Below are 21,552 nucleotides of genomic sequence, written 5' to 3' on the forward strand. Positions count from 1 at the left end.
TTTTTTTATGGCTGATCTTGATCTCAAATATCCCGCCCCAAATTAAGGCTAAGACGCTTTTTTGTTAAGTTGGTAACAATTCCAAGCCGTATCAATAGGAGATTAGACCAGTAAATTGCTGCGATTTGCGCTGAATTAGCTATAATCTGGTTCTAATTTTTAAATTTGGGTTTTTCTCACTAGAAATTAACCGCAAATTTTCAATAAAATGGCAACATTCACGTTCGTAAACACGATAAAGGAAGATAGCCCCACGATGTCTACAAAGTTTCGCATTCTAGTTTTAAATGGCCCAAACCTTAACCTGTTAGGCCTTAGAGAGCCTGCACATTACGGTTCTCAAACACTTGACCAGATTATTAGCTCACTGACCGAGCAAGCGAAAGCACACGATGTTGAGCTATCTCACTTACAGTCAAATCGTGAGTATGAACTGATTGAAGCGATCCATAGTGCGTATCAAAATGTTGATTTTATTATTATCAACCCAGCAGCCTTTACACATACCAGTGTGGCACTGCGTGATGCACTACTTGGCGTTGCCATCCCGTTTATTGAGGTTCATCTATCGAATGTTCACGCACGTGAACCATTCCGTCACCATTCTTACCTATCTGATAAAGCAGAAGGTGTGATTTGTGGCTTAGGTGCCCAAGGTTATCAATTTGCTTTGACCGCTGCGCTCAGCAAGCTCAACTCAAAGTAAACATAAACAACGAACTATTACTAACCTACTCAGTCATAGAGTAAGTTCAATTAACAGATAAAGAGAAAGAAACAATGGATATTCGCAAAATCAAAAAGCTAATCGAATTGGTTGAAGAGTCTGGTATTTCTGAGCTAGAAATCTCTGAAGGTGAAGAGTCAGTACGAATCAGTCGTAACAGCACTGCACCTGTAGCACCTGTTCAATATGCAGCTGCTCCAGCACCTGTAGCGGCAGCAGCTCCTGCGGCGGCACCTGTAGCAGCAGAAGCAGCAGCTCCTGCAGTTCCAGCTGGTCACCAAGTTCTTTCTCCAATGGTTGGTACTTTCTACGGCGCTCCAAGCCCAGACGCAAAACCATTCGTTAAAGTTGGTCAATCTGTAACTGCTGGCGAAACGCTATGTATCGTTGAAGCAATGAAAATGATGAACCAAATCGAAGCTGATAAATCTGGTGTTGTAACAGCTATCCTAGTTGAAGACGGTCAACCAGTAGAATTCGACCAAGCTCTAGTAATTATCGAATAATAGAGAGCACTCATTATGTTAGATAAATTAGTAATCGCGAACCGTGGTGAGATTGCACTACGTATTCTGCGTGCATGTAAAGAGCTTGGCATTAAAACGGTAGCGGTTCACTCAACTGCTGACCGTGACCTTAAGCACGTACTGCTTGCAGACGAAACCATTTGTATCGGTCCAGCTCGTGGTATCGATAGCTACCTAAACATCCCTCGTATCATCAGCGCAGCTGAAGTGACAGGTGCAGTAGCTGTTCACCCTGGCTACGGCTTCCTATCTGAAAATGCAGACTTTGCAGAACAGGTAGAGCGTAGTGGCTTTATCTTTGTAGGCCCTAAAGCTGAAACCATTCGCATGATGGGTGACAAAGTGTCAGCTATCACGTCAATGAAGAAAGCTGGCGTACCTTGTGTACCAGGTTCTGACGGCCCTCTTGACGACGACGAAGCAAAAAACAAAGCGCACGCTAAGCGCATTGGCTTCCCAGTTATCATCAAGGCATCTGGCGGCGGCGGCGGTCGTGGTATGCGTGTTGTTCGTTCTGAAGCAGAACTAACAGAAGCTATCGCGATGACTCGTGCTGAAGCAAAAGCATGTTTCAACAACGACATGGTTTACATGGAGAAATTCCTAGAAAACCCACGTCACATTGAAGTACAAGTGCTTGCAGATGGCCAAGGTAATGCTATCCACCTAGGTGAGCGTGACTGTTCAATGCAGCGTCGTCACCAGAAAGTTGTGGAAGAAGCGCCAGCTCCAGGTATCACTGAAGAGATGCGTAAGTACATCGGCGAACGCTGTACTCGTGCATGTATTGAGATCGGTTACCGCGGTGCAGGTACATTTGAATTCCTATACGAGAACGGTGAGTTCTACTTCATCGAAATGAACACTCGTATCCAGGTTGAACACACGATTACTGAAATGGTAACGGGTATCGACCTAGTGAAAGAACAGCTACGTATTGCAGCTGGTCAGCCTCTATCATTCACTCAGGATGACATTAAGCTGCGCGGCCACTCAATCGAATGTCGTATCAATGCTGAAGATCCAGTTCGTTTCCTACCTTCACCAGGTAAGATTGAACGTTTCCACGCACCGGGCGGCATGGGCGTACGTTGGGAATCTCACATCTACACGGGTTACACAGTGCCACCACACTACGATTCAATGATTGGTAAGCTGATCACTTACGGTGAGAACCGTGATGTTGCTATCGCTCGTATGAAGAACGCATTGGGTGAAATGATTGTTGAAGGTATTAACGTTAATACTGAGCTTCAACTGTCTATTATGAACGACGAAAACTTCCAACACGGTGGTGCAAACATCCACTACCTTGAGAAGAAACTTGGTTTGTCATAATCCGTTCGTTTAAGAACAGTCAAAATGCTCACTTCGGTGAGCATTTTTGTTTTTGAACCGCCGAAAAAATCAATCTTTAATCCCCATTATATTCCGTGGGGTTTTGGTGAATTTGCTCATATTTTCTGCTAGACTCGCCATCCAATTTTTCTCATATAGAAGATGCAGCCATGCCTTGGATTCAAATCAAGCTTAATGCTACCAATGAAAATGCCGAACAAATCGGCGACATGTTAATGGAAGAGACTGGTGCTCTTTCTGTAACTTTCCTGGATGCACAAGATACCCCTGTATTTGAGCCTCTGCCGGGCGAAACTCGCCTTTGGGGTGATACTGACATTCTCGCGCTTTACGACGCTGAGACTGATACTGGTGTCGTTCTAGCGCAGATTAAAGCAAGCAACATGTTCCCTGCAGACTTTGCTCATAAAGTAGAGCAAATTGAAGACAAGGATTGGGAACGTGAATGGATGGACAACTTCCACCCAATGAAGTTTGGTGAGCGTTTATGGATCTGCCCTAGCTGGCGCGATATCCCTGAACCTGACGCTGTTAACGTAATGCTAGACCCAGGCCTTGCATTTGGTACAGGTACTCACCCGACAACGGCATTGTGTCTTGAGTGGCTTGAAGGCTTAGACCTTGCAGGCAAAACCGTGATCGACTTCGGTTGTGGCTCAGGCATCCTAGCGATCGCTGCGATCAAACTAGGCGCGGCAAAAGTTATCGGGATCGACATTGATCCTCAAGCTCTGCTTGCATCAAAAGACAACGCACAACGCAATGGCGTTGCTGAGCAACTAGAAGTGTTCTTGCCACAAGATCAACCGGAAGGTTTGCTAGCAGACGTTGTTGTTGCCAACATTCTTGCAGGTCCATTACGCGACCTTTCTGGCATCATCAAAGGCCTAGTTAAGCCAAATGGTGTACTTGCGATGTCGGGTGTTTTAGATACACAAGCAGAAGATGTTGCGACTTATTATCGTGATGAGCTTCACATTGATCCGATCATCGAACAACAAGAATGGTGTCGAATCTCAGGTCGCAAGCAAGGCTAGACAAGACTTTGGGCGCTAATTGACTGAAATTTAAACAAATTACAAAAACAAATTGTAAATGCTCAAATATTAGTCTTTTCACGCAGCGAAAAAATGCGTAAAATGCGCGCCCTTGCTGGTACAGAACTGTGATGACATTTTTGAAAATCGGAAATTATCAACTTAAGAACAATCTAATCGTCGCTCCTATGGCTGGCGTAACGGATAGACCATTCCGTGAGTTGTGTCTTCGCTACGGTGCGGGGATGGCAGTCAGTGAAATGATGTCCTCCAATCCGAAAGTTTGGAAAACGTCAAAGTCTCAGCAGCGTATGGTACATGAAGGCGAATCGGGCATTCGTTCAGTACAAATCGCTGGTGCAGATCCACAGCTTATGGCCGAGGCTGCTCAATTTAATGTCGATAACGGTGCGCAAATCATCGATATCAACATGGGTTGTCCAGCCAAAAAAGTGAATAAGAAGCTTGCGGGCTCAGCCTTACTGCAGCATCCAGAACTCATTGAAGACATTCTGAAAGCGGTGGTAAATGCTGTCGACGTTCCAGTAACGTTGAAAACGCGCACAGGCTGGGATACAGACAATAGAAACTGTGTCCAAATCGCGAAAATAGCCGAAGACTGCGGCATACAAGCTCTTGCGCTCCATGGAAGAACTCGCGCTTGTATGTACAAAGGTGAGGCAGAATACAAACACATTAAAGCAGCGAAACAAGCAGTATCTATTCCGGTTATCGCTAACGGTGATATCGATAGCCAGGAAAAAGCGAAGTTTGTGCTGGAGTACACCGGCGCTGATGCTTTAATGATAGGTCGACCTGCCCAAGGACGTCCTTGGATTTTTAACGAAATCCTACACTATTTGGAAAACGGCACCACGATGGACCCACTCCCGATTTCGGAAGTGAAAGACATCATGCTTGGTCATGTGCACGCTCTACATGAATTTTATGGAGAGTTTTTAGGCCCTCGCATCGCTCGTAAGCATGTGGGTTGGTATCTAAAAGAACATGAACAAGCGAGTGAGTTTCGCCGTACCTTCAACGCATTCGAAGCAGGTGATCTGCAGCTTGAAGCGCTAGAAGGTTTTTTTGATAACGTTGCACCATAATTACGAGAAGAGCTAGACCGAATATGTTCGAACAAAATCTGACTTCAGAAGCATTGACAGTAACTACAGTTACATCACAAGACCAAATCACGCAGAAGCCACTACGTGACTCAGTTAAAGCATCATTGAAAAATTACCTTGCTCAATTAAACGGTCAAGAAGTCAGCGAGTTATACGAATTAGTATTAGCTGAAGTTGAACAGCCACTACTAGACACTATCATGCAGTACACTCGCGGTAACCAAACTCGCGCAGCAACCATGATGGGTATTAACCGCGGTACTCTTCGCAAGAAACTTAAAAAATACGGCATGAACTAATCGTTCTTTCGTAATTTATTGAATTGAAAGCCAAGCTCATTGTTGAGTTTGGCTTTTTTTTGGCTTGTCGAACCGTGATAGGTAGCTGATTACTCCCCAGTGCGACAACAGCGCCCTTTGTCGACATTTGCTGAATCCAAGGCTGCCAGAATAGAACAATGGCTTGCATCGTCGTCTACGTGCCCACAACACGCATCATTAATCTTTTTAAGTGCGGTGCGAATCTTAGTTAACTCGGTAATCTTCTCATCAATCATCTCTAATTTTGCTGAGGTAATCGACTTCACTTCGGCGCAACTGTGCTGTGTGGCCTCGAGGCGAATCTCAAGCAATTCTTTAATCTCGTCCAAACTCAGCCCCAACGCTTTAGATTTGAGAATAAAGGTCACCTGTTTCTGGTTATTTTCATCATATAGGCGATAGCCCGACTCACTGCGACTGGCTGGCGCGATCAAGTTATTCTTCTCATAAAATCGCAAGGTATCGGCTGTCACACCGCATCGCTTCGCTAATTCACCGATCTGAAACATGTTTTTTCCTACTGTTTCGTCCATTCCACAATTAACCTTATCGTTACTTTTCAGGCTGAAATGGCACTTTTCATAATTAATTTTGAGATGCCAAACGATTGCGCGAGCTTTTTTGTAATAAATTAGTTAGAATCTGCGCCATCAAATTTGGAGTTGGTTATCTTATAGCTTAATCATAAGACTAACCCAAAAGGTCTTTACCAAAACTGGCCAATATTTTATCTCTTACTGGTATCTAAGATAATCCACGCTAAGAAGATAGAAACAAGTTCTTTTTTGGCAAATATCTTTATTTTAACCCCATGAATTTGAGGAAGATGGAAGCATGAATAACGCTCGTCCAATTCGCCGCGCTCTAATCAGCGTATCAGACAAAACTGGTATCGTTGAATTTGCACAAGCTCTTGCTAACCGTGGTGTAGATATCCTATCTACCGGTGGCACTGCTCGCCTGCTTGCTGAAAAAGGCATCTCTGTTACAGAAGTATCTGACTACACTGGTTTCCCAGAAATGATGGATGGCCGTGTTAAGACTCTGCACCCAAAAGTTCATGGTGGTGTTCTAGGCCGTCGTGGTCAAGATGATGACGTGATGGAAACTCACGGTATCAACCCTATCGATATGGTTGTTGTAAACCTATACCCATTCGCAGAAACCGTTGCTAAAGAAGGTTGTACCCTTGCTGACGCTGTTGAGAACATCGACATCGGCGGTCCAACAATGGTTCGCTCTGCAGCGAAAAATCACAAAGACGTGACTATCGTTGTTAACGCACACGACTACGAGCGCGTTGTCGCTGAAATGGACGCGAACGAGAAATCTCTAACACTAGAGACTCGCTTCGACCTCGCTATCGCAGCATTCGAGCACACCGCTTCTTACGACGGCATGATTGCAAACTACTTCGGCACTATGGTTCCATCATACGGTGAGAACAAAGAAGGTGACGAAGAGTCTAAATTCCCTCGCACATTCAACCAACAGTTCGAGAAAAAACAAGACATGCGCTACGGTGAGAACAGCCACCAAGCAGCCGCATTCTACGTTGAAGCAAACCCTGAAGAAGCATCAGTTTCTACAGCTCGCCAAATTCAAGGTAAAGCCCTTTCTTACAACAACATCGCTGACACAGACGCAGCACTTGAATGTGTGAAAGAGTTCGACCAACCAGCATGTGTGATCGTTAAGCACGCTAACCCGTGTGGTGTAGCACTAGGTGAAGACATCCTAGAAGCTTACGACCGTGCATTCAAAACAGACCCAACGTCTGCATTTGGCGGCATCATTGCTTTCAACCGTGAGCTAGACGCTGCAACAGCAACGGCTATCACTGAGCGTCAATTCGTTGAAGTTATCATTGCACCATCAGTTTCTGCTGAAGCAGTAGAAATCGTAGCGGCTAAGAAAAACCTTCGCCTTCTTGAGTGTGGTGAGTGGACAACGAAGACAACTGGCTGTGACGTGAAACGCGTTAACGGTGGTTTGCTAGTTCAAGACCGCGACCAAGGCATGGTGTCTGAAGATGACCTTAAAGTGGTTTCTAAGCGCCAACCTACAGCTGAAGAACTAAAAGATGCCCTATTCTGCTGGAAAGTAGCGAAGTACGTTAAATCTAACGCTATCGTTTACTCGAAAGGCGACATGACAATTGGTGTAGGCGCTGGCCAAATGAGCCGCGTTTACTCTGCGAAAATCGCAGGCATCAAAGCTGCAGACGAAGGTCTACAGGTTGAAGGTTGTGTGATGGCATCTGACGCGTTCTTCCCATTCCGTGACGGTATCGACGCGGCAGCAGAAGCTGGCATCAAGTGTGTTATCCAACCGGGCGGCTCTATGCGTGATGACGAAGTTATCGCAGCAGCAGACGAACACGGCATGGCGATGATCTTTACGGGCATGCGTCACTTCCGCCACTAATTCTCTTGTCATCATTGGGGCGGTAACTGCGTTGACTACGCTCGCTTACCCTAATCACATAGCGGGCTATGCTCATAGGGATAAGCTCGCTTGTCGCCTTGTTAGCGCTCCCACTGATTTAAAGAGACCTCAAATAGTTGAATGACGTAAGCACCAACTACTTTGAGCAAGACTTATAATTTGGTTTTTTAAATATTCCGATATTTGAAATACGTAGAGCAAGTCAGAGACTTTAGTTCAAGGAAAACACGCGGAGCTTATGACCATAAGTGAGCATGTTTGACACAGAAATAAAGGCTCTGAAGCAGCTATAAGGATTTTAAAACATGAATGTACTAATTATTGGTGCCGGCGGTCGTGAGCACGCACTAGGTTGGAAAGCAGCACAGAACCCAAACGTTGAAACAGTATTCATCGCTCCAGGTAACGCAGGTACTGCCCTTGAGCCTAAACTTGAGAACGTAAACATCGGCGTTGAAGACATCGCTGGTTTAGTGGCGTTTGCTCAAGAGAAAAAAATCGAACTGACTATCGTTGGCCCTGAAGCGCCATTAGTTATTGGTGTGGTTGACGCATTCCGCGAAGTGGGTCTTCCTATCTTTGGTCCAACTCAAGCGGCAGCACAGCTTGAAGGTTCGAAAGCATTTACTAAAGATTTCCTAGCTCGTCATGACATCCCAACGGGTTACTACGCAAACTTCACTGAGATTGAGCCAGCTATCGCTTACGTACGTGAGCAAGGCGCTCCAATCGTAGTAAAAGCTGACGGTCTTGCGGCGGGTAAAGGCGTTATCGTTGCGATGACCCTTGAAGAAGCTGAAGACGCAATCAAAGACATGCTAGCGGGCAACGCATTTGGCGAAGCTGGCAGCCGCGTGGTTATCGAAGAGTTCCTTGAAGGCGAAGAAGCAAGCTTCATCGTAATGGTTGACGGTTCTAGCGTTCTTCCTATGGCGACCAGCCAAGATCACAAACGTGTTGGCGACAAAGACACGGGTCCTAATACTGGCGGTATGGGTGCTTACTCTCCTGCTCCAGTTGTGACGCCTGAAATCCACAACCGTATCCTTGAGGAAGTTATCTACCCAACGGTACGTGGTATGGACGCAGAAGGCGCACCTTACACGGGTTTCCTTTACGCAGGCCTAATGATCGATGCTGACGGCACACCTAAAGTTATCGAATACAACTGCCGCTTCGGCGATCCAGAAACGCAACCTATCATGATGCGTATGGAGTCAGACCTTGTTGAGCTTTGCCTAATGGCTATCGACGAGAAACTAGACGAAGCAGAATCAAAGTGGGATCCACGCGCTTCTATCGGTGTTGTTCTTGCGGCTGGCGGTTACCCTGCTGACTACGCAAAAGGTGACGTTATTTCACTACCAACAAGCGAAGTTGAAGGCCAAAAGGTTTTCCACGCAGGTACGACAAATAACGAAGCTGGCGATGTGGTGACAAACGGTGGTCGCGTACTTTGTGCAACGGCACTGGGTAACACGGTTTCTGAAGCTCAAGAGCGTGCTTACGCGTTGACGAAGCAGGTTAGCTGGAATGGTATGTTCCACCGCAATGACATTGGTTACCGTGCGATTGCGCGCGAGCAAGAGCAGTAATCAATATTGTTACTCGCTTACTTTCCATAACAGTAAGCAAATGACAGCAAGCGAATAACAGCAAAAGGCGCCTCGATAGGCGCCTTTTTTATTGCTCAATCTTTATAAGAATCCGCGTCTGTGCAGACAAATCAGCACTTGGCCTACAGTAGGCCAAATACTCTAAACCCTTGATTACTCGCTATTCTTTCAACAATGATGGCCTAACGACACAATCATGGCTGTCTTCAGCCAGCATCAGTAACTCTTCCACGCTCATCTTACCCAGTGAATCACTGCCAAGAAACGCCGCATAGCTTTCCACTGATGCCAATCGGTCGATCACGAAGCTTGGTAAGGTCTGGTTAAATTCAATACGATCAAATTCTCCACCAGCGCACGTCTTAAAAGAACTGCCATCCCAGTAACCCTGAACCAGTCTGAGCCCTTCGTCATTTTGCTTCATCGTAGTCTCTAGAACCGACTTAGCTTCTTTCTGGTAGTTTTCGAGTTGCTTAGCTTGGATAGGTAAGATTTTGCTATCAATACGATACTGTTGATACACAGCTTCGCCTGACTTATTGAAACGAACATGGACACGATAAGGAACCAGCTCATTAGAAGAGTTACGCTGCTCGCCTTCACGAATGAATTCGCGAAGCACGCCTTCTGACCAAGCATAGTCAGTTTGGTACCAGCCGTAATCGCCGACAGTGACGTAGTCAGCTGAAGTCTGAGGTTGTGTTAGCTTGTTTGTAACCCAGTAGAAACTTGTCGCGTCGCCCATGACTTGGCCGCCGGTGTGAGTCTCAAATTGCTCTAGGTTTTTGCGAGGGCTTGTTGAAGAACAGCCAATAAGAAATGTAGATAATAGTGAAACGAGAAGAAATGCTTTTTTCATAAAAACCTGTACCGAGGTGGAATACGACTACCTCGGTACAGTTTAGATTATTTCACTGAATCTTTCAGCGCTTTACCTGCAACAAATGCTGGAACATTTGCAGCAGCGATTTGGATCTCATCACCAGTTTTTGGGTTACGACCAGTGCGAGCTGCACGGTGGTTTACTTTAAAAGTACCAAAACCAATTAGCTGAACTTGATCGCCATCTTTAAGAGCATCTGTAACACCGCCAAGAGTCGCTTCTAGAGCAGCTTTAGCTTGTGCTTTAGAAAGGTCCGCTTTTTCAGCAATAAAGTCGATTAATTGAGTCTTGTTCATTTTAGGTTTCCCTTCTTTGTATTTTTGAATTCAATTCACTCTAAAACATAAATGCCCCATCTGGCAAAGGTTTGTCGTCGATCTTTAGCTCTAATGCCGTAGTTTTAGCCATAATATGAGTAATAACTCACAATTTGTTACTGATTTTATTAAGCAAGCCCTTGTTTAAAAGGGGCTGAGAGCAAAATTAATGATGACCTAGCCACTACTTTTTCACTATAATCCACGCTGAATCGCTGCTAAAGCGTACAATTTAATTTAAGGGCAAACATGCTGCTGCTAACTATTTACGTCTCCATTGCTATTGGAGTTTCTTTCATTTGTTCTGTTTTGGAAGCTGTACTTTTGAGTATTAGTCCGAGCTACATTGCTCAACTAAAACAAAATGGGCACCCTGCAGCAGAGTCTTTAGACAAACTGAAAACAGATATTGACCGCCCGCTTGCGTCAATTTTAACGCTCAACACCATCGCGCATACTATCGGTGCTGCGACAGCAGGTGCACAAGCGGCTGTCGTTTTTGGTAGCCAATGGTTAGGTGTCTTCTCTGCCGTGCTAACGCTGGGTATCTTGGTATTGTCTGAGATTGTTCCAAAGACCATTGGTGCAACCTACTGGCGTCAACTTGCTCCTGCTTCGGCAAGCGTGCTTCGTTGGATGGTGTTCTTCCTAACACCGTTTGTATGGTTCTCAGAACAGATCACCAAACGTCTTGCTCGTGGCCACCAAGCACCAAAAATGCGTGATGAGTTATCTGCAATGGCGATTTTGGCAAAAGAGAGCGGCGAGTTTGCAGAAGGTGAGTCAAAAATCCTGAGCAACCTACTGGGTATTCAAGATGTACCCGTGACTCAGGTAATGACACCGCGCCCAGTGGTATTCCGTGTTGATGCGGAAATGAGTGTGAATACCTTCCTAGAACAACATAAAGACACGCCATTCTCACGTCCGCTGGTTTACAGCGAGCAGAGTGACAACATCATCGGTTTTGTTCACCGCCTAGAGCTGTTTAGATTGCAGCAAGCCGGTTGTGGTGAGAAAGCTCTGGGTGAGGTAATGCGCCCTATCCACGTGTTGCTGAACAACATGGGCTTGGCTAAGGCCTTTGACCAAATGATGGCAAACCGCCTGCAACTGTCTTTAGTTGTGGACGAATACGGCACTATTCAGGGCATCATCACCCTAGAAGATATCTTTGAGCACCTAGTGGGTGAAGAGATTGTCGACGAAGCGGATAAGACGACTGACATGCAAGAACTGGCGTTCCAACGCTGGGAAAAGTGGAAAGAGACACACGGTGTTATCGAAAACCGCGATGACGAGGACGAGCTAGAGGAAGAAACTGCAGCAGACAATGACTCTTCAGATTCAAAGTCTGCGGATGACGACGACGCGTCAAAAGATAAAGCATCAAAAGACAAAGCGCAGAACGAAGACAAAAAAGACGCTTAATCTAAATTTGATATCGTCAGATACAACAAAGGCTCCCTAGGGAGCCTTTGTTTTTATTCGTACCTTGGTGCAATTGCGAATTATAACGCAACACCAATGTTACTGACTGGGTCTTCACGCAGTTCGTGGCGTAGGTCTTTGATCAACTCTAAGTCACGCTCAGTCGTTTCACGTAGAGGTCGGAAAATGGCCCACTGAACGTCCCACTCTTCACATACCGCTTCGTTTTCTTTCTGGTTTTCGTTCGTCACTTCTTCAGCGCCTTGAGCAAACTCAAGCTCAGCAACCGTCTTCACCGATTGTTGACTCACTTTAATTACCGCTTCCAACATATGTTCACGGTCAAGCAGGCCATGAATTAGCGTTGCTAGGCCTTGGCATGCGTCCATTGCTGGGTAAACACCATAAAAATCAAAATCATCACCGCTAGGGAATAGCTCTTCAACCTTCTCAAGTTGACGCTCAAAGTTCACCTTTGCTGTTTTAACCGTCAGGATTTCCCAAATGCTATCCAAAACATCACGATAGATTCGAGCTTCCGCAAATTCTGTATTCTCACAAAACATGGCATAGTTAGGGTACATACGCTCACATAGACACGCCATAAAGGTAATTTGTTGCCAAGGTTCTAACTTTTCAAGACGAACCTGCAGTGGATTCTGAAGCATAGTCACTCAATAATTGCAGAAAAAGACAGCGAAAGTGTACTTGATAAACCCTGGGGGGAAAAGGTAAGCCGATGAACAATTTTACGAATAAGCTCTATATTCTTACTGAGCATGACGATACCTATACGCAACTGATTCTAAACCAGGATTTACCCGACCTAGAAATCACTCAAAACCCCGAATCAGCACAGATTGTCTTGGCGTCCCCCCCTCTAATCGCAGAGCGCCTCGGCGAGTTTAAAGAGCTAGACTGGGTACAGAGTACCTATGCCGGAATCAATAAACTCACTCAGCCAGATCTGCGTCAGGACTATACGCTAACCAACGTCAAAGGTATCTTTGGCCCGGCTATCGCAGAATACGTATTGGGTTACACAATCAGTCACTGTAGACACTTCCCTCATTACCACCAGCATCAACAACAACGAAACTGGCAGCCACAGCTTTATACTAGCCTAACTGACAAAACTATGGTGATTTTAGGAACAGGTTCAATCGGCAGTCATTTGGCAAAAACCGCGGCGGCTTTTGGTATTCATACCATAGGTGTCAACCGTACCGGCATCCCATCCAAACAAGAAACCTTTAAAGAGACTTTCCACATCAATGAGATAGAGGCTGCCCTTAAGCAGGCCGATATTGTGGTCAACACCTTGCCATCAACCGCTGAAACCTATCAGCTGTTGAACCAAACCACGTTAGGTTACTGCTCTAATGTGTTGCTGTTTAATGTCGGTCGAGGGGAAAGCATCGACAATAAAGCCTTGTTGCTCGCCATAAAAAACAGATGGGTAGAACACGCATTTTTAGATGTGTTTGAAAGTGAGCCCCTCTCTCCGGAACACCCTTTCTGGAAACTGCCGCAAGTCACCATCACTCCACACATCGCTGCACTCAGTGAGCCAAGACAAGTCGTCGAGATCTTCGCAGAGAATTACCAACAGTGGCGAGATAGCTTTACACTTAATCATGTCATCGATTTTGATAAAGGTTACTGATGTCCTCTTCGTTACTTAAAGAGATTCGACAATGCCGAGCTTGTGAGCCTCACCTATCACACGGTGCTAACCCGGTGATTCAAACACATCCAAACGCGCGCTTGCTGATCATAGGTCAAGCGCCAGGTATCAAGGTGCATGAGTCGTCGATCCCTTGGAATGACGCCAGTGGCGAACGATTAAGAGGATGGTTAGGGATAGATAGCGATACTTTTTACGACGAGCAAAAAGTCGCGATTGTGCCTATGGGGTTTTGTTATCCGGGGAAAGGGAAAAGTGGCGATCTTCCACCACGAAAAGAGTGCGCGGAGCTTTGGCATAACAAAGTGCTGCAATCTCTACCCAATATTCAAATGACACTGCTGATTGGCCAGTACGCACAAAACCATTACCTAACAAACAAAACCACCAGCACATTGACCGAAACCGTGCGTGATTGGCAAAGGTGGGCGCCTGAGTTTTTGCCATTACCCCACCCTTCGCCACGCAATAATATCTGGCTCAAGAAGAACCCTTGGTTTGAAAATGAAGTCATTCCTTATATCAGGAAACACATCTCAGAGCATTTGGCCTACCATGATCCAAATGCCTAATTAACTGCACACAACAAGATTAAACCGCCATCAAATGCCAATTTCAGGCAATAAAAAAGCGCCGTTGGTTTCCCAACAGCGCTTTCAATAATCTTACTCAGAATTACTTGTGGTAAGGCTTAGACAATTCGTGAACAGCGTCAACGAATACACCAGCGTTCTCTGGCGGTACATCTAAGTGGATACCGTGACCTAGGTTAAATACATGACCTGTACCACCGTCGCCGAAACCTTCAAGGATGCTGCCCACTTCTTCGCGAATACGTTCAGGCTGAGCGTAAAGCATTGAAGGATCCATGTTACCTTGCAGAGCAACTTTGTCGCCGATGCGAGCTTTTGCATCTGCGATGTTGATTGTCCAGTCTAGACCAACCGCATCACAACCTGTTGCTGCGATAGACTCAAGCCACATGCCGCCGTTCTTAGTGAACAGAGTAACCGGTACTCGACGACCTTCGTTTTCACGGATTAGGCCATCAACAATTTTGTGCATGTATTGCAGTGAGAATAGGTTGTAGTCACGAGGAGTCAGTACACCACCCCATGTATCAAATACCATTACCGATTGAGCACCCGCTTTAATTTGCGCGTTCAAGTATTCGATAACACTGTCAGCCAGCTTGTCTAGAAGCAGGTGCAGCGTTTGTGGTTCTGCGTACATCATCTTCTTGATCTTAGTGAATGCTTTAGAGCTTCCCCCTTCAACCATGTATGTCGCTAGAGTCCATGGGCTACCAGAGAAACCAATCAGTGGCACTTCGCCTTTCAGGTCTTTACGGATCTGACGAACGGCATTCATTACGTATTGAAGCTCACCTTCTGGATCAGGTAGGCCAATTTTCTCTACGTCAGCTTTACACGTGATAGGACGCTCAAATTTAGGTCCTTCACCTGTTTCAAAGTACAAACCTAAGCCCATTGCATCAGGGATAGTTAGGATGTCTGAGAACAAGATTGCCGCATCAAGCGGGAAACGACGTAAAGGTTGAAGTGTTACTTCTGATGCCAGTTCCGCGTTTTTGCACAAAGACATGAAATCGCCCGCTTCAGCGCGCGTTGCTTTGTACTCAGGAAGATAGCGGCCAGCTTGGCGCATCATCCATACCGGTGTGTAATCAACAGGCTGTTTTAAAAGTGCGCGTAAATAGCGATCGTTTTTTAATTCGGTCATTCCGTTAAATTCCAATTCAATCTTGTCTAGTTTTGATGGCAAGTATTCTAACACTGATTGAAGGGTAAAAGCTGTGTGCTTTGCAACCTAGATCAAGTTATTAACTTTTAAATCAATGCTTAATTTGCACCCAATTACGGGAGCATGTTAAAAATTTGTTCGCTAGCGAAAATTACAATTATAACATCTGAGTAGTCACTACTCAGCATCTCATAACGACATCTTACTTACCCCCTCCACTTGTGGAGGGTTTTTTTTAGCTTTTGACCACCCATAGGCCAAATACTATCACAGGCAAATTAGTGCTCTAGCATCTGCTCCGTCACACCATCTTTCATCACGTCATCAACGGTTTTCTCAATCAACTGTCTCGCAATGGTTCCAACAGGAGCAACATCAGGTAGGCTTGTTACGTCAAACCATTGAGCATCCGATAGCTCGCTGTAGTCAGGCTTAAGCGTACCACCAGCATAATCTGCGAGAAAGCCCATCATCATACTCGATGGAAACGCCCATGGTTGGCTGCCAAAGTAACGAATATTATCGACATCGATACCCGTTTCTTCTTTGACTTCTCTTGCCACACACTGCTCTAAGGTCTCTCCAACCTCTAGGAAGCCCGCTATCACGGTATACATGCCTGTTTTATGTCTTGGATGCTGCGCAAGCAATATCTTGTTGTCGTTTCGTACAGCGACAATGATGCACGGGAAGATACGAGGGTAATGAAGCGTGCGGCAATCTCCACACTGCATCGCCACCTGGTTATGGTTGAGATGATTTCGACCGCCACACTGAGGGCAAAAACGCATACTTTGAGTCATATGCCCATATTGGATGGCTTTGCTTGCAGTCAAGAAACTCGCTTCAGGCCAGTGCAGTAACTCTCTTAGGCTAACCATGCTCAGCTCATTCTCCACATCACAATCGTTGAGCCAATACACCTTGCGACCTTGATGCTGACCAATACAGATTGCATGCTCCACACTCAGCCCTAGCTCTTCAGCAGAGCCAAACGGAAACTGATCATTATTAACCCAAATATCACTACCAGAAACGACGCACCAATAAGCTTGCTCTGTCATTTTGTTATCACTTTTTTTTAACATCCCTATGCCTCATTGCTTGCAGTTCGTTCATTTTACTGGCAATCTAATTTCATACTAGAGTTGTAGCAGAGAATATTTCAAGCTATTACTTTTAGTAGCTACCAATAAAACGGACCCTGCTTAGGCAATTACTTGATCACAAGGTTGTGATCAGATCATGAGGACATGGTCATGCTAAATAAATTCAAACAAATACAAGAACAATGGGGTGGCTCTAATGAGGTCATCGATCATTGGCTCGAAACTCGACAGTCTCTAATCGTTGAGTATTGTAAGCTAGGTGCCTTGCAGCCAGCTAGCAACGGGCAATCAAACGTTGTTGAACTCCCTTCTCCTAAAGAAATAAGCTCATTCTGCGATCATGTTGTCGATTATATCTCAGAGGGTCATTTTAAGATCTACGATATGGTCATGAAAAAATGGCAAGCAACAGGCTTTAAAACCAATGACGAGATTGATACAACTTACGCGAAGATCGTACTTACAACCGAGCCGCTTCTAGAGTTCAATGATAAGTACGTTAAAGTAAATGCAGACGATGAGTTGCCTAACTTCGAAGGAGACATGTCAAAAGTAGGTGAACTACTCGAAGTACGTTTTGAAGTAGAAGATAATCTTATCCAGCTTATTGCAGACAGTTTAGCGATTCCACCAGGCGCTTAGTTAGCCGAATCCTTAATAAGCTTGCCTCTGTGCAAGCTTTTTGTTTTGTCTGTAAGCTTATCCAAACTACCCAGAACCTTTCAGACAGAGCTTACTCGCTCGCCCTGACCTTTAGCCATAAGCATATGGTTACAGCCCTAATCAGCCTAATCATCTCTACCCTTTATCTTACTGGCCTCAAAGAGCACTCTTCAGGGCATAAATCCAACCCCACCAGCTAGATAAGCACACCTATCACTTTATAAGTTCATAGCTAAATACCAATCGCCAGATACAAAAAAGGCACCCGAAGGTGCCTTTTTCTTATCTCTTAGAGACTACTCGTAGAGCTTACTCTTCTGAAGAGAAACCAGCGTTTAGAAGTGCTGCTAGATTGTCAGTAGCTTGTTCAGCTGAAGGACCTTCTTGCTCTTCTTCACGTTGTTTTTGACGCTCTTGGTGGTATGCGAAACCAGTACCAGCTGGGATCAGACGACCAACAATTACGTTCTCTTTCAGACCGCGAAGGTCATCACGCTTACCAGAAACCGCAGCTTCTGTTAGTACGCGAGTCGTTTCTTGGAACGATGCAGCTGAGATGAATGACTCAGTTGCAAGAGATGCTTTAGTAATACCTAGTAGATCACGTTCGAAACGTACTAGTTCTTTACCTTCAGCTTCTAGCTTACGGTTAGCAATCTTAACATTGTGGTACTCAACTTGTTCGCCAGGTAGGAACGGAGAGTCACCAGAATGAGTGATTGTACACTTACGTAGCATTTGACGAACGATAGTCTCGATGTGCTTATCGTTAATCTTTACGCCTTGTAAGCGGTAAACTTCTTGAACTTCGTTCGCGATGTACTGAGTTACTGCGTGGATACCACGTAGACGCAGGATATCGTGTGGAGTTTCAGGACCGTCGGCGATTACATCACCACGTTCAATCTTCTCACCTTCGAACACGTTCAATTGACGATGCTTAGGAATCATCTCTTCGTAAGCGTCACCGCCTTCACGAGTGATTACTAGACGACGCTTACCTTTCGTTTCTTTACCGAAAGACACAGTACCTGTGTGCTCAGCAAGGATCGCAGGCTCTTTAGGCTTACGAGCTTCGAATAGGTCAGCTACGCGTGGTAGACCGCCGGTGATATCTTTGTTTCCGCTCGATTTTTGAGGGATACGAGATAGTGTGTCACCGATGCCAACTTCAGCGCCATCTTCGATGTTTACAATCGCTTTGCCAGGTAGGAAGTAGTGAGCTGGCATATCAGTACCAGGGATCATTACGTCGTTACCTTGCTCATCAACAAGTTTGATAGCTGGACGCATATCTTTACCTGCTGCTGGGCGAGCTGCTGCGTCTGTAACTTCACTTGAAGAAAGACCCGTTAGATCGTCAGTTTGACGAGAAACTGTAATACCATCGATCATATCTACGAATTGGATACGACCTGCCACTTCAGTGATGATTGGCATGGTATGCGCTTCCCAGTTAGCTACAACTTCACCAGCAGTAACTGCTGCGTTGTCGCCTTTGGTTAGCATCGAACCGTAAGGAAGTTTGTGCTTCTCTTTAGTACGGCCGAATTCATCAATAATCGTCATCTCAGATGCACGAGAAGTGATAACCAGTTTCTTATCTTTGTTAACTACGAACTTAGCATTGTGAAGTTTCACAGTACCAGTTGTCTTAGCTTGGATGCTGTTCTCTGCTGCTGCAGTAGATGCCGCACCACCGATGTGGAACGTACGCATTGTTAGCTGTGTACCCGGTTCACCGATAGATTGTGCAGCGATAACACCAACTGCTTCACCTTGGTTCACTAGGTGACCACGTGCTAGGTCACGACCGTAACACTGTGCACAACAACCGAAGTCTGCATCACAGGTAACAACAGAGCGCACTTTCATGCTATCTACTGAGTTGTCTTCCATGATTTGACACCACTTCTCATCAATCAGAGTATTACGTGGAATCAGTACATCTTCAGTACCAGGCTTAAGAACGTCTTCAGCTACTACACGACCTAGAGCAAGCTCAGAAAGTGCAACTTTAACGTCACCACCTTCGATGTGAGGCATCATGTCGATACCTTCATGCGTGCCACAGTCATGTTCGTGTACTACAACGTCTTGAGCAACGTCTACTAGACGACGAGTTAGGTAACCCGAGTTTGCTGTTTTCAGTGCTGTATCCGCAAGACCCTTACGAGCACCGTGCGTTGAGATAAAGTACTGAAGGACGTTTAGACCTTCTTTAAAGTTCGCTGTGATCGGCGTTTCGATGATTGAACCATCTGGACGCGCCATCAGACCACGCATACCTGCTAGCTGACGAATCTGAGCTGCAGAACCACGTGCGCCCGAGTCGGCCATCATGTAGATACTGTTGAACGATTCTTGCTGTTCTTCTTCGCCGTCACGGTTGATAACTGTTTCAGAAGATAGGTTATCCATCATTGCTTTCGCAACGCGGTCATTCGTAGATGCCCAGATATCGATAACTTTGTTGTAACGCTCACCCGCAGTAACAAGACCAGATTGGAATTGCTCTTGGATTTCGCGAACTTCTTCTTCAGCAGATTCAATTTCATCGTATTTCGCTTGAGGTACAACCATATCGTCGATACCTACAGAAACACCAGAAAGTGCAGCGTATGCAAAACCTGCGTACATGATTTGGTCAGCAAATACTACTGTATCTTTTAGACCAAGCTTACGGTAACACTCGTTAAGAAGAGTAGAGATCTGCTTCTTACCTAACTTTTGGTTAACGATGCTGTACGGTAGGCCAGCTGGAACGATTTGCCATAGCATTGCACGGCCGACAGTTGTATCAACCATCTTCGTTTCAGTAGTGCTGTTACCATCTTCGTCTACTACAGTCTCGGTGATACGTACTTTAACGCGAGCGTGTAGCTCAGCAGTCTTAGTACGGTATGCCTTTTCAGCCTCAGCAGGGCCAGCAAGGTACATACCTTCGCCTTTCACGTTGATCTTGTCACGTGTCATGTAGTAAAGACCCAATACAACGTCCTGAGAAGGTACGATGATCGGATCACCTGACGCTGGCGACAGAATGTTATTCGTCGACATCATCAGTGTACGTGCTTCAAGCTGTGCTTCTAGAGTTAGAGGCACGTGTACCGCCATTTGGTCACCATCGAAGTCGGCGTTGTATGCCGCACACACTAGTGGGTGAAGCTGAATCGCTTTACCTTCGATTAGTACTGGTTCAAACGCTTGGATACCTAGGCGGTGAAGTGTAGGTGCACGGTTAAGCAGTACTGGGTGTTCGCGGATTACTTCGTCTAGGATATCCCAAACGATAGCTTCTTCGCGCTCTACCATCTTCTTAGCAGCTTTGATTGTCGTAGCCATGCCACGAGTTTCTAGCTTGCTGTAGATGAACGGCTTAAATAGCTCAAGTGCCATCTTCTTAGGAAGACCACACTGATGTAGACGAAGGTATGGACCTACTGTGATTACAGAACGGCCAGAGTAGTCTACACGTTTACCTAGAAGGTTCTGACGGAAACGACCTTGTTTACCCTTGATCATATCAGCAAGAGATTTCAGAGGACGCTTGTTAGAACCAGTGATAGCACGACCACGACGACCGTTATCTAGAAGTGCATCAACAGACTCTTGCAGCATACGCTTTTCGTTACGTACGATGATGTCTGGAGCAGCTAGCTCTAGAAGACGCTTCAAACGGTTGTTACGGTTGATCACACGACGGTAAAGGTCGTTCAGATCTGAAGTCGCAAAACGACCGCCATCTAGTGGTACTAGAGGACGTAGATCTGGCGGCAGAACCGGAAGTACAGTCAGAATCATCCATTGCGGATCGTTACCCGATGCAATGAACGCTTCAACTAGCTTCAGGCGCTTAGTAACTTTTTTACGCTTAGTTTCTGAGTTAGTAGTCTCTAACTCTTCGCGCATTTCTTCCACTTCTTGATGAAGGTCCATTGTTGCAAGCAGATCTTTGATCGCTTCAGCACCCATCTTAGCAGTGAATTCGTCACCCCACTCTTCTAGACGATCCAAATACTCTTCTTCAGTAAGCATCTGAGATTTTTCTAGATCAGTCATACCTGGTTCAGTTACTACGTACATCTCGAAGTAAAGAACACGTTCGATATCACGTAGAGGGATATCCATTAGTAGACCGATACGAGACGGCAGTGATTTTAGGAACCAGATGTGAGCAACTGGTGAAGCTAGCTCGATGTGGCCCATACGGTCACGACGAACTTTAGTTTGTGTAACTTCAACGCCACACTTCTCACAGATAACACCACGGTGCTTCAGGCGCTTGTATTTGCCACAAAGACATTCGTAGTCTTTAACTGGACCAAAAATACGTGCACAGAACAGACCATCACGTTCAGGTTTGAACGTACGATAGTTAATTGTTTCCGGCTTTTTAACTTCACCAAAAGACCATGAACGGATCATGTCTGGTGAAGATAGACCGATTTTGATTGCATCAAATTCTTCGGTCTTATGCTGTGCTTTTAGAAAGTTTAATAAGTCTTTCACATTCAGCTCCTGTAAGGAGTTA

At 45.5% G+C, this 21,552-nt stretch carries 19 protein-coding genes; 12 read left to right on the top strand and 7 right to left on the bottom strand.

Going from position 1 to position 21,552, the window contains the following annotated elements; all coding sequences use genetic code 11:
• Nucleotides 1-256 precede the first annotated feature (256 nt).
• From aroQ to fis, 6 genes are all read left to right on the top strand, one after another.
• Nucleotides 257-706, top strand: a complete 450-nt coding sequence (gene aroQ, locus MSG35_RS20445; RefSeq protein WP_010435475.1) for a type II 3-dehydroquinate dehydratase — start codon at nucleotides 257-259, stop codon at nucleotides 704-706.
• Nucleotides 707-780: 74 nt separating this feature from the next.
• Nucleotides 781-1,233, top strand: a complete 453-nt coding sequence (gene accB / locus MSG35_RS20450) for an acetyl-CoA carboxylase biotin carboxyl carrier protein (RefSeq protein WP_017062707.1) — start codon at nucleotides 781-783, stop codon at nucleotides 1,231-1,233.
• Between the two features lie 15 nt (nucleotides 1,234-1,248).
• Nucleotides 1,249-2,592, top strand: coding sequence for an acetyl-CoA carboxylase biotin carboxylase subunit (gene accC / locus MSG35_RS20455; protein WP_017062706.1), 1,344 nt, complete (start codon nucleotides 1,249-1,251; stop codon nucleotides 2,590-2,592).
• Nucleotides 2,593-2,762: 170 nt separating this feature from the next.
• Complete coding sequence (gene prmA, locus MSG35_RS20460) at nucleotides 2,763-3,650, top strand: 50S ribosomal protein L11 methyltransferase (protein WP_017055901.1); 888 nt, start codon at nucleotides 2,763-2,765, stop codon at nucleotides 3,648-3,650.
• 140 nt (nucleotides 3,651-3,790) lie between these two features.
• Nucleotides 3,791-4,759: a tRNA dihydrouridine synthase DusB gene (gene dusB / locus MSG35_RS20465; protein WP_248384907.1), complete on the top strand. Its 969-nt coding sequence runs from the start codon at nucleotides 3,791-3,793 to the stop codon at nucleotides 4,757-4,759.
• A 23-nt stretch (nucleotides 4,760-4,782) separates the two neighbouring features.
• Nucleotides 4,783-5,079, top strand: coding sequence for a DNA-binding transcriptional regulator Fis (gene fis, locus MSG35_RS20470; protein WP_004729744.1), 297 nt, complete (start codon nucleotides 4,783-4,785; stop codon nucleotides 5,077-5,079).
• Nucleotides 5,080-5,168: 89 nt separating this feature from the next.
• On the opposite strand, the gene zntR is transcribed toward fis, so the two are convergent.
• Complete coding sequence (zntR, locus tag MSG35_RS20475; RefSeq protein WP_048612394.1) at nucleotides 5,169-5,609, bottom strand: Zn(2+)-responsive transcriptional regulator; 441 nt, start codon at nucleotides 5,607-5,609, stop codon at nucleotides 5,169-5,171.
• Between the two features lie 325 nt (nucleotides 5,610-5,934).
• On the opposite strand from zntR, the gene purH reads away from it, so the two are divergent.
• The gene (gene purH, locus MSG35_RS20480; protein ID WP_248384901.1) at nucleotides 5,935-7,527 is read left to right on the top strand and encodes a bifunctional phosphoribosylaminoimidazolecarboxamide formyltransferase/IMP cyclohydrolase; all 1,593 of its coding nucleotides are present in this window, start codon (nucleotides 5,935-5,937) and stop codon (nucleotides 7,525-7,527) included.
• A 326-nt stretch (nucleotides 7,528-7,853) separates the two neighbouring features.
• Nucleotides 7,854-9,143 (top strand): phosphoribosylamine--glycine ligase, encoded by a 1,290-nt coding sequence (gene purD / locus MSG35_RS20485; RefSeq protein WP_048612396.1) that lies wholly within the window; start codon nucleotides 7,854-7,856, stop codon nucleotides 9,141-9,143.
• A 181-nt stretch (nucleotides 9,144-9,324) separates the two neighbouring features.
• On the opposite strand, the gene MSG35_RS20490 is transcribed toward purD, so the two are convergent.
• Together MSG35_RS20490 and hupA are read right to left on the bottom strand one after the other, a co-directional pair.
• Nucleotides 9,325-10,023 (bottom strand): DUF1481 domain-containing protein, encoded by a 699-nt coding sequence (locus MSG35_RS20490; RefSeq protein ID WP_248384902.1) that lies wholly within the window; start codon nucleotides 10,021-10,023, stop codon nucleotides 9,325-9,327.
• Nucleotides 10,024-10,070: 47 nt separating this feature from the next.
• Nucleotides 10,071-10,343, bottom strand: coding sequence for a nucleoid-associated protein HU-alpha (gene hupA, locus MSG35_RS20495; protein ID WP_004729753.1), 273 nt, complete (start codon nucleotides 10,341-10,343; stop codon nucleotides 10,071-10,073).
• Nucleotides 10,344-10,613: 270 nt separating this feature from the next.
• On the opposite strand from hupA, the gene MSG35_RS20500 reads away from it, so the two are divergent.
• Nucleotides 10,614-11,795 carry a hemolysin family protein gene (locus MSG35_RS20500; protein WP_248384903.1) on the top strand — a complete coding sequence of 394 codons (1,182 nt, stop codon included), beginning with the start codon at nucleotides 10,614-10,616 and terminating at the stop codon, nucleotides 11,793-11,795.
• An 80-nt stretch (nucleotides 11,796-11,875) separates the two neighbouring features.
• Here the strand turns inward: MSG35_RS20500 and MSG35_RS20505 are convergent, their stop codons facing one another.
• The gene (locus MSG35_RS20505; protein ID WP_017062699.1) at nucleotides 11,876-12,463 is read right to left on the bottom strand and encodes a DUF416 family protein; all 588 of its coding nucleotides are present in this window, start codon (nucleotides 12,461-12,463) and stop codon (nucleotides 11,876-11,878) included.
• Nucleotides 12,464-12,534: 71 nt separating this feature from the next.
• On the opposite strand from MSG35_RS20505, the gene MSG35_RS20510 reads away from it, so the two are divergent.
• Both MSG35_RS20510 and MSG35_RS20515 read left to right on the top strand, forming a co-directional pair.
• Entirely contained in the window at nucleotides 12,535-13,461 is a 927-nt protein-coding gene (locus MSG35_RS20510) for a D-2-hydroxyacid dehydrogenase (RefSeq protein ID WP_248384904.1), read from the top strand.
• The gene (locus MSG35_RS20515) at nucleotides 13,461-14,054 is read left to right on the top strand and encodes a uracil-DNA glycosylase family protein (protein WP_248384905.1); all 594 of its coding nucleotides are present in this window, start codon (nucleotides 13,461-13,463) and stop codon (nucleotides 14,052-14,054) included. Before MSG35_RS20510 ends, MSG35_RS20515 begins: the two co-directional genes overlap by 1 nt.
• Nucleotides 14,055-14,157: 103 nt before the next feature.
• On the opposite strand, the gene hemE is transcribed toward MSG35_RS20515, so the two are convergent.
• Nucleotides 14,158-15,225: a uroporphyrinogen decarboxylase gene (gene hemE / locus MSG35_RS20520; protein WP_017060530.1), complete on the bottom strand. Its 1,068-nt coding sequence runs from the start codon at nucleotides 15,223-15,225 to the stop codon at nucleotides 14,158-14,160.
• Between the two features lie 299 nt (nucleotides 15,226-15,524).
• Nucleotides 15,525-16,334, bottom strand: a complete 810-nt coding sequence (gene nudC, locus MSG35_RS20525; RefSeq protein ID WP_050642895.1) for an NAD(+) diphosphatase — start codon at nucleotides 16,332-16,334, stop codon at nucleotides 15,525-15,527.
• 165 nt (nucleotides 16,335-16,499) lie between these two features.
• Between nudC and MSG35_RS20530 the strand changes: the two genes are divergently transcribed.
• Nucleotides 16,500-16,997, top strand: coding sequence for an Rsd/AlgQ family anti-sigma factor (locus MSG35_RS20530; protein ID WP_017096512.1), 498 nt, complete (start codon nucleotides 16,500-16,502; stop codon nucleotides 16,995-16,997).
• 330 nt (nucleotides 16,998-17,327) lie between these two features.
• Here MSG35_RS20530 and rpoC read toward each other — a convergent pair whose 3' ends face one another.
• A complete protein-coding gene (rpoC, locus tag MSG35_RS20535; protein ID WP_017060527.1) occupies nucleotides 17,328-21,530 on the bottom strand; it encodes a DNA-directed RNA polymerase subunit beta' in 4,203 nt (1,400 codons plus the stop codon).
• Between the last annotated feature and the right edge of the window lie 22 nt (nucleotides 21,531-21,552).

The sequence above is a fragment of the Vibrio sp. 1CM23M genome (assembly GCF_023161755.1).
Classification (GTDB): domain Bacteria; phylum Pseudomonadota; class Gammaproteobacteria; order Enterobacterales; family Vibrionaceae; genus Vibrio; species Vibrio coralliirubri.

Coding starts and splice junctions, on each gene's coding strand:
- hupA (WP_004729753.1), bottom strand. CDS start 10,343: ATGAACAAGACTCAATTAATCGACTTTATTGCTGAAAAAGCGGACCTT.
- aroQ (WP_010435475.1), top strand. CDS start 257: ATGTCTACAAAGTTTCGCATTCTAGTTTTAAATGGCCCAAACCTTAAC.
- MSG35_RS20505 (WP_017062699.1), bottom strand. CDS start 12,463: ATGCTTCAGAATCCACTGCAGGTTCGTCTTGAAAAGTTAGAACCTTGG.
- accC (WP_017062706.1), top strand. CDS start 1,249: ATGTTAGATAAATTAGTAATCGCGAACCGTGGTGAGATTGCACTACGT.
- fis (WP_004729744.1), top strand. CDS start 4,783: ATGTTCGAACAAAATCTGACTTCAGAAGCATTGACAGTAACTACAGTT.
- MSG35_RS20515 (WP_248384905.1), top strand. CDS start 13,461: ATGTCCTCTTCGTTACTTAAAGAGATTCGACAATGCCGAGCTTGTGAG.
- MSG35_RS20500 (WP_248384903.1), top strand. CDS start 10,614: ATGCTGCTGCTAACTATTTACGTCTCCATTGCTATTGGAGTTTCTTTC.
- nudC (WP_050642895.1), bottom strand. CDS start 16,334: ATGTTAAAAAAAAGTGATAACAAAATGACAGAGCAAGCTTATTGGTGC.
- prmA (WP_017055901.1), top strand. CDS start 2,763: ATGCCTTGGATTCAAATCAAGCTTAATGCTACCAATGAAAATGCCGAA.
- MSG35_RS20530 (WP_017096512.1), top strand. CDS start 16,500: ATGGTCATGCTAAATAAATTCAAACAAATACAAGAACAATGGGGTGGC.
- MSG35_RS20510 (WP_248384904.1), top strand. CDS start 12,535: ATGAACAATTTTACGAATAAGCTCTATATTCTTACTGAGCATGACGAT.
- zntR (WP_048612394.1), bottom strand. CDS start 5,609: ATGTTTCAGATCGGTGAATTAGCGAAGCGATGCGGTGTGACAGCCGAT.
- accB (WP_017062707.1), top strand. CDS start 781: ATGGATATTCGCAAAATCAAAAAGCTAATCGAATTGGTTGAAGAGTCT.
- hemE (WP_017060530.1), bottom strand. CDS start 15,225: ATGACCGAATTAAAAAACGATCGCTATTTACGCGCACTTTTAAAACAG.
- purH (WP_248384901.1), top strand. CDS start 5,935: ATGAATAACGCTCGTCCAATTCGCCGCGCTCTAATCAGCGTATCAGAC.
- MSG35_RS20490 (WP_248384902.1), bottom strand. CDS start 10,023: ATGAAAAAAGCATTTCTTCTCGTTTCACTATTATCTACATTTCTTATT.
- purD (WP_048612396.1), top strand. CDS start 7,854: ATGAATGTACTAATTATTGGTGCCGGCGGTCGTGAGCACGCACTAGGT.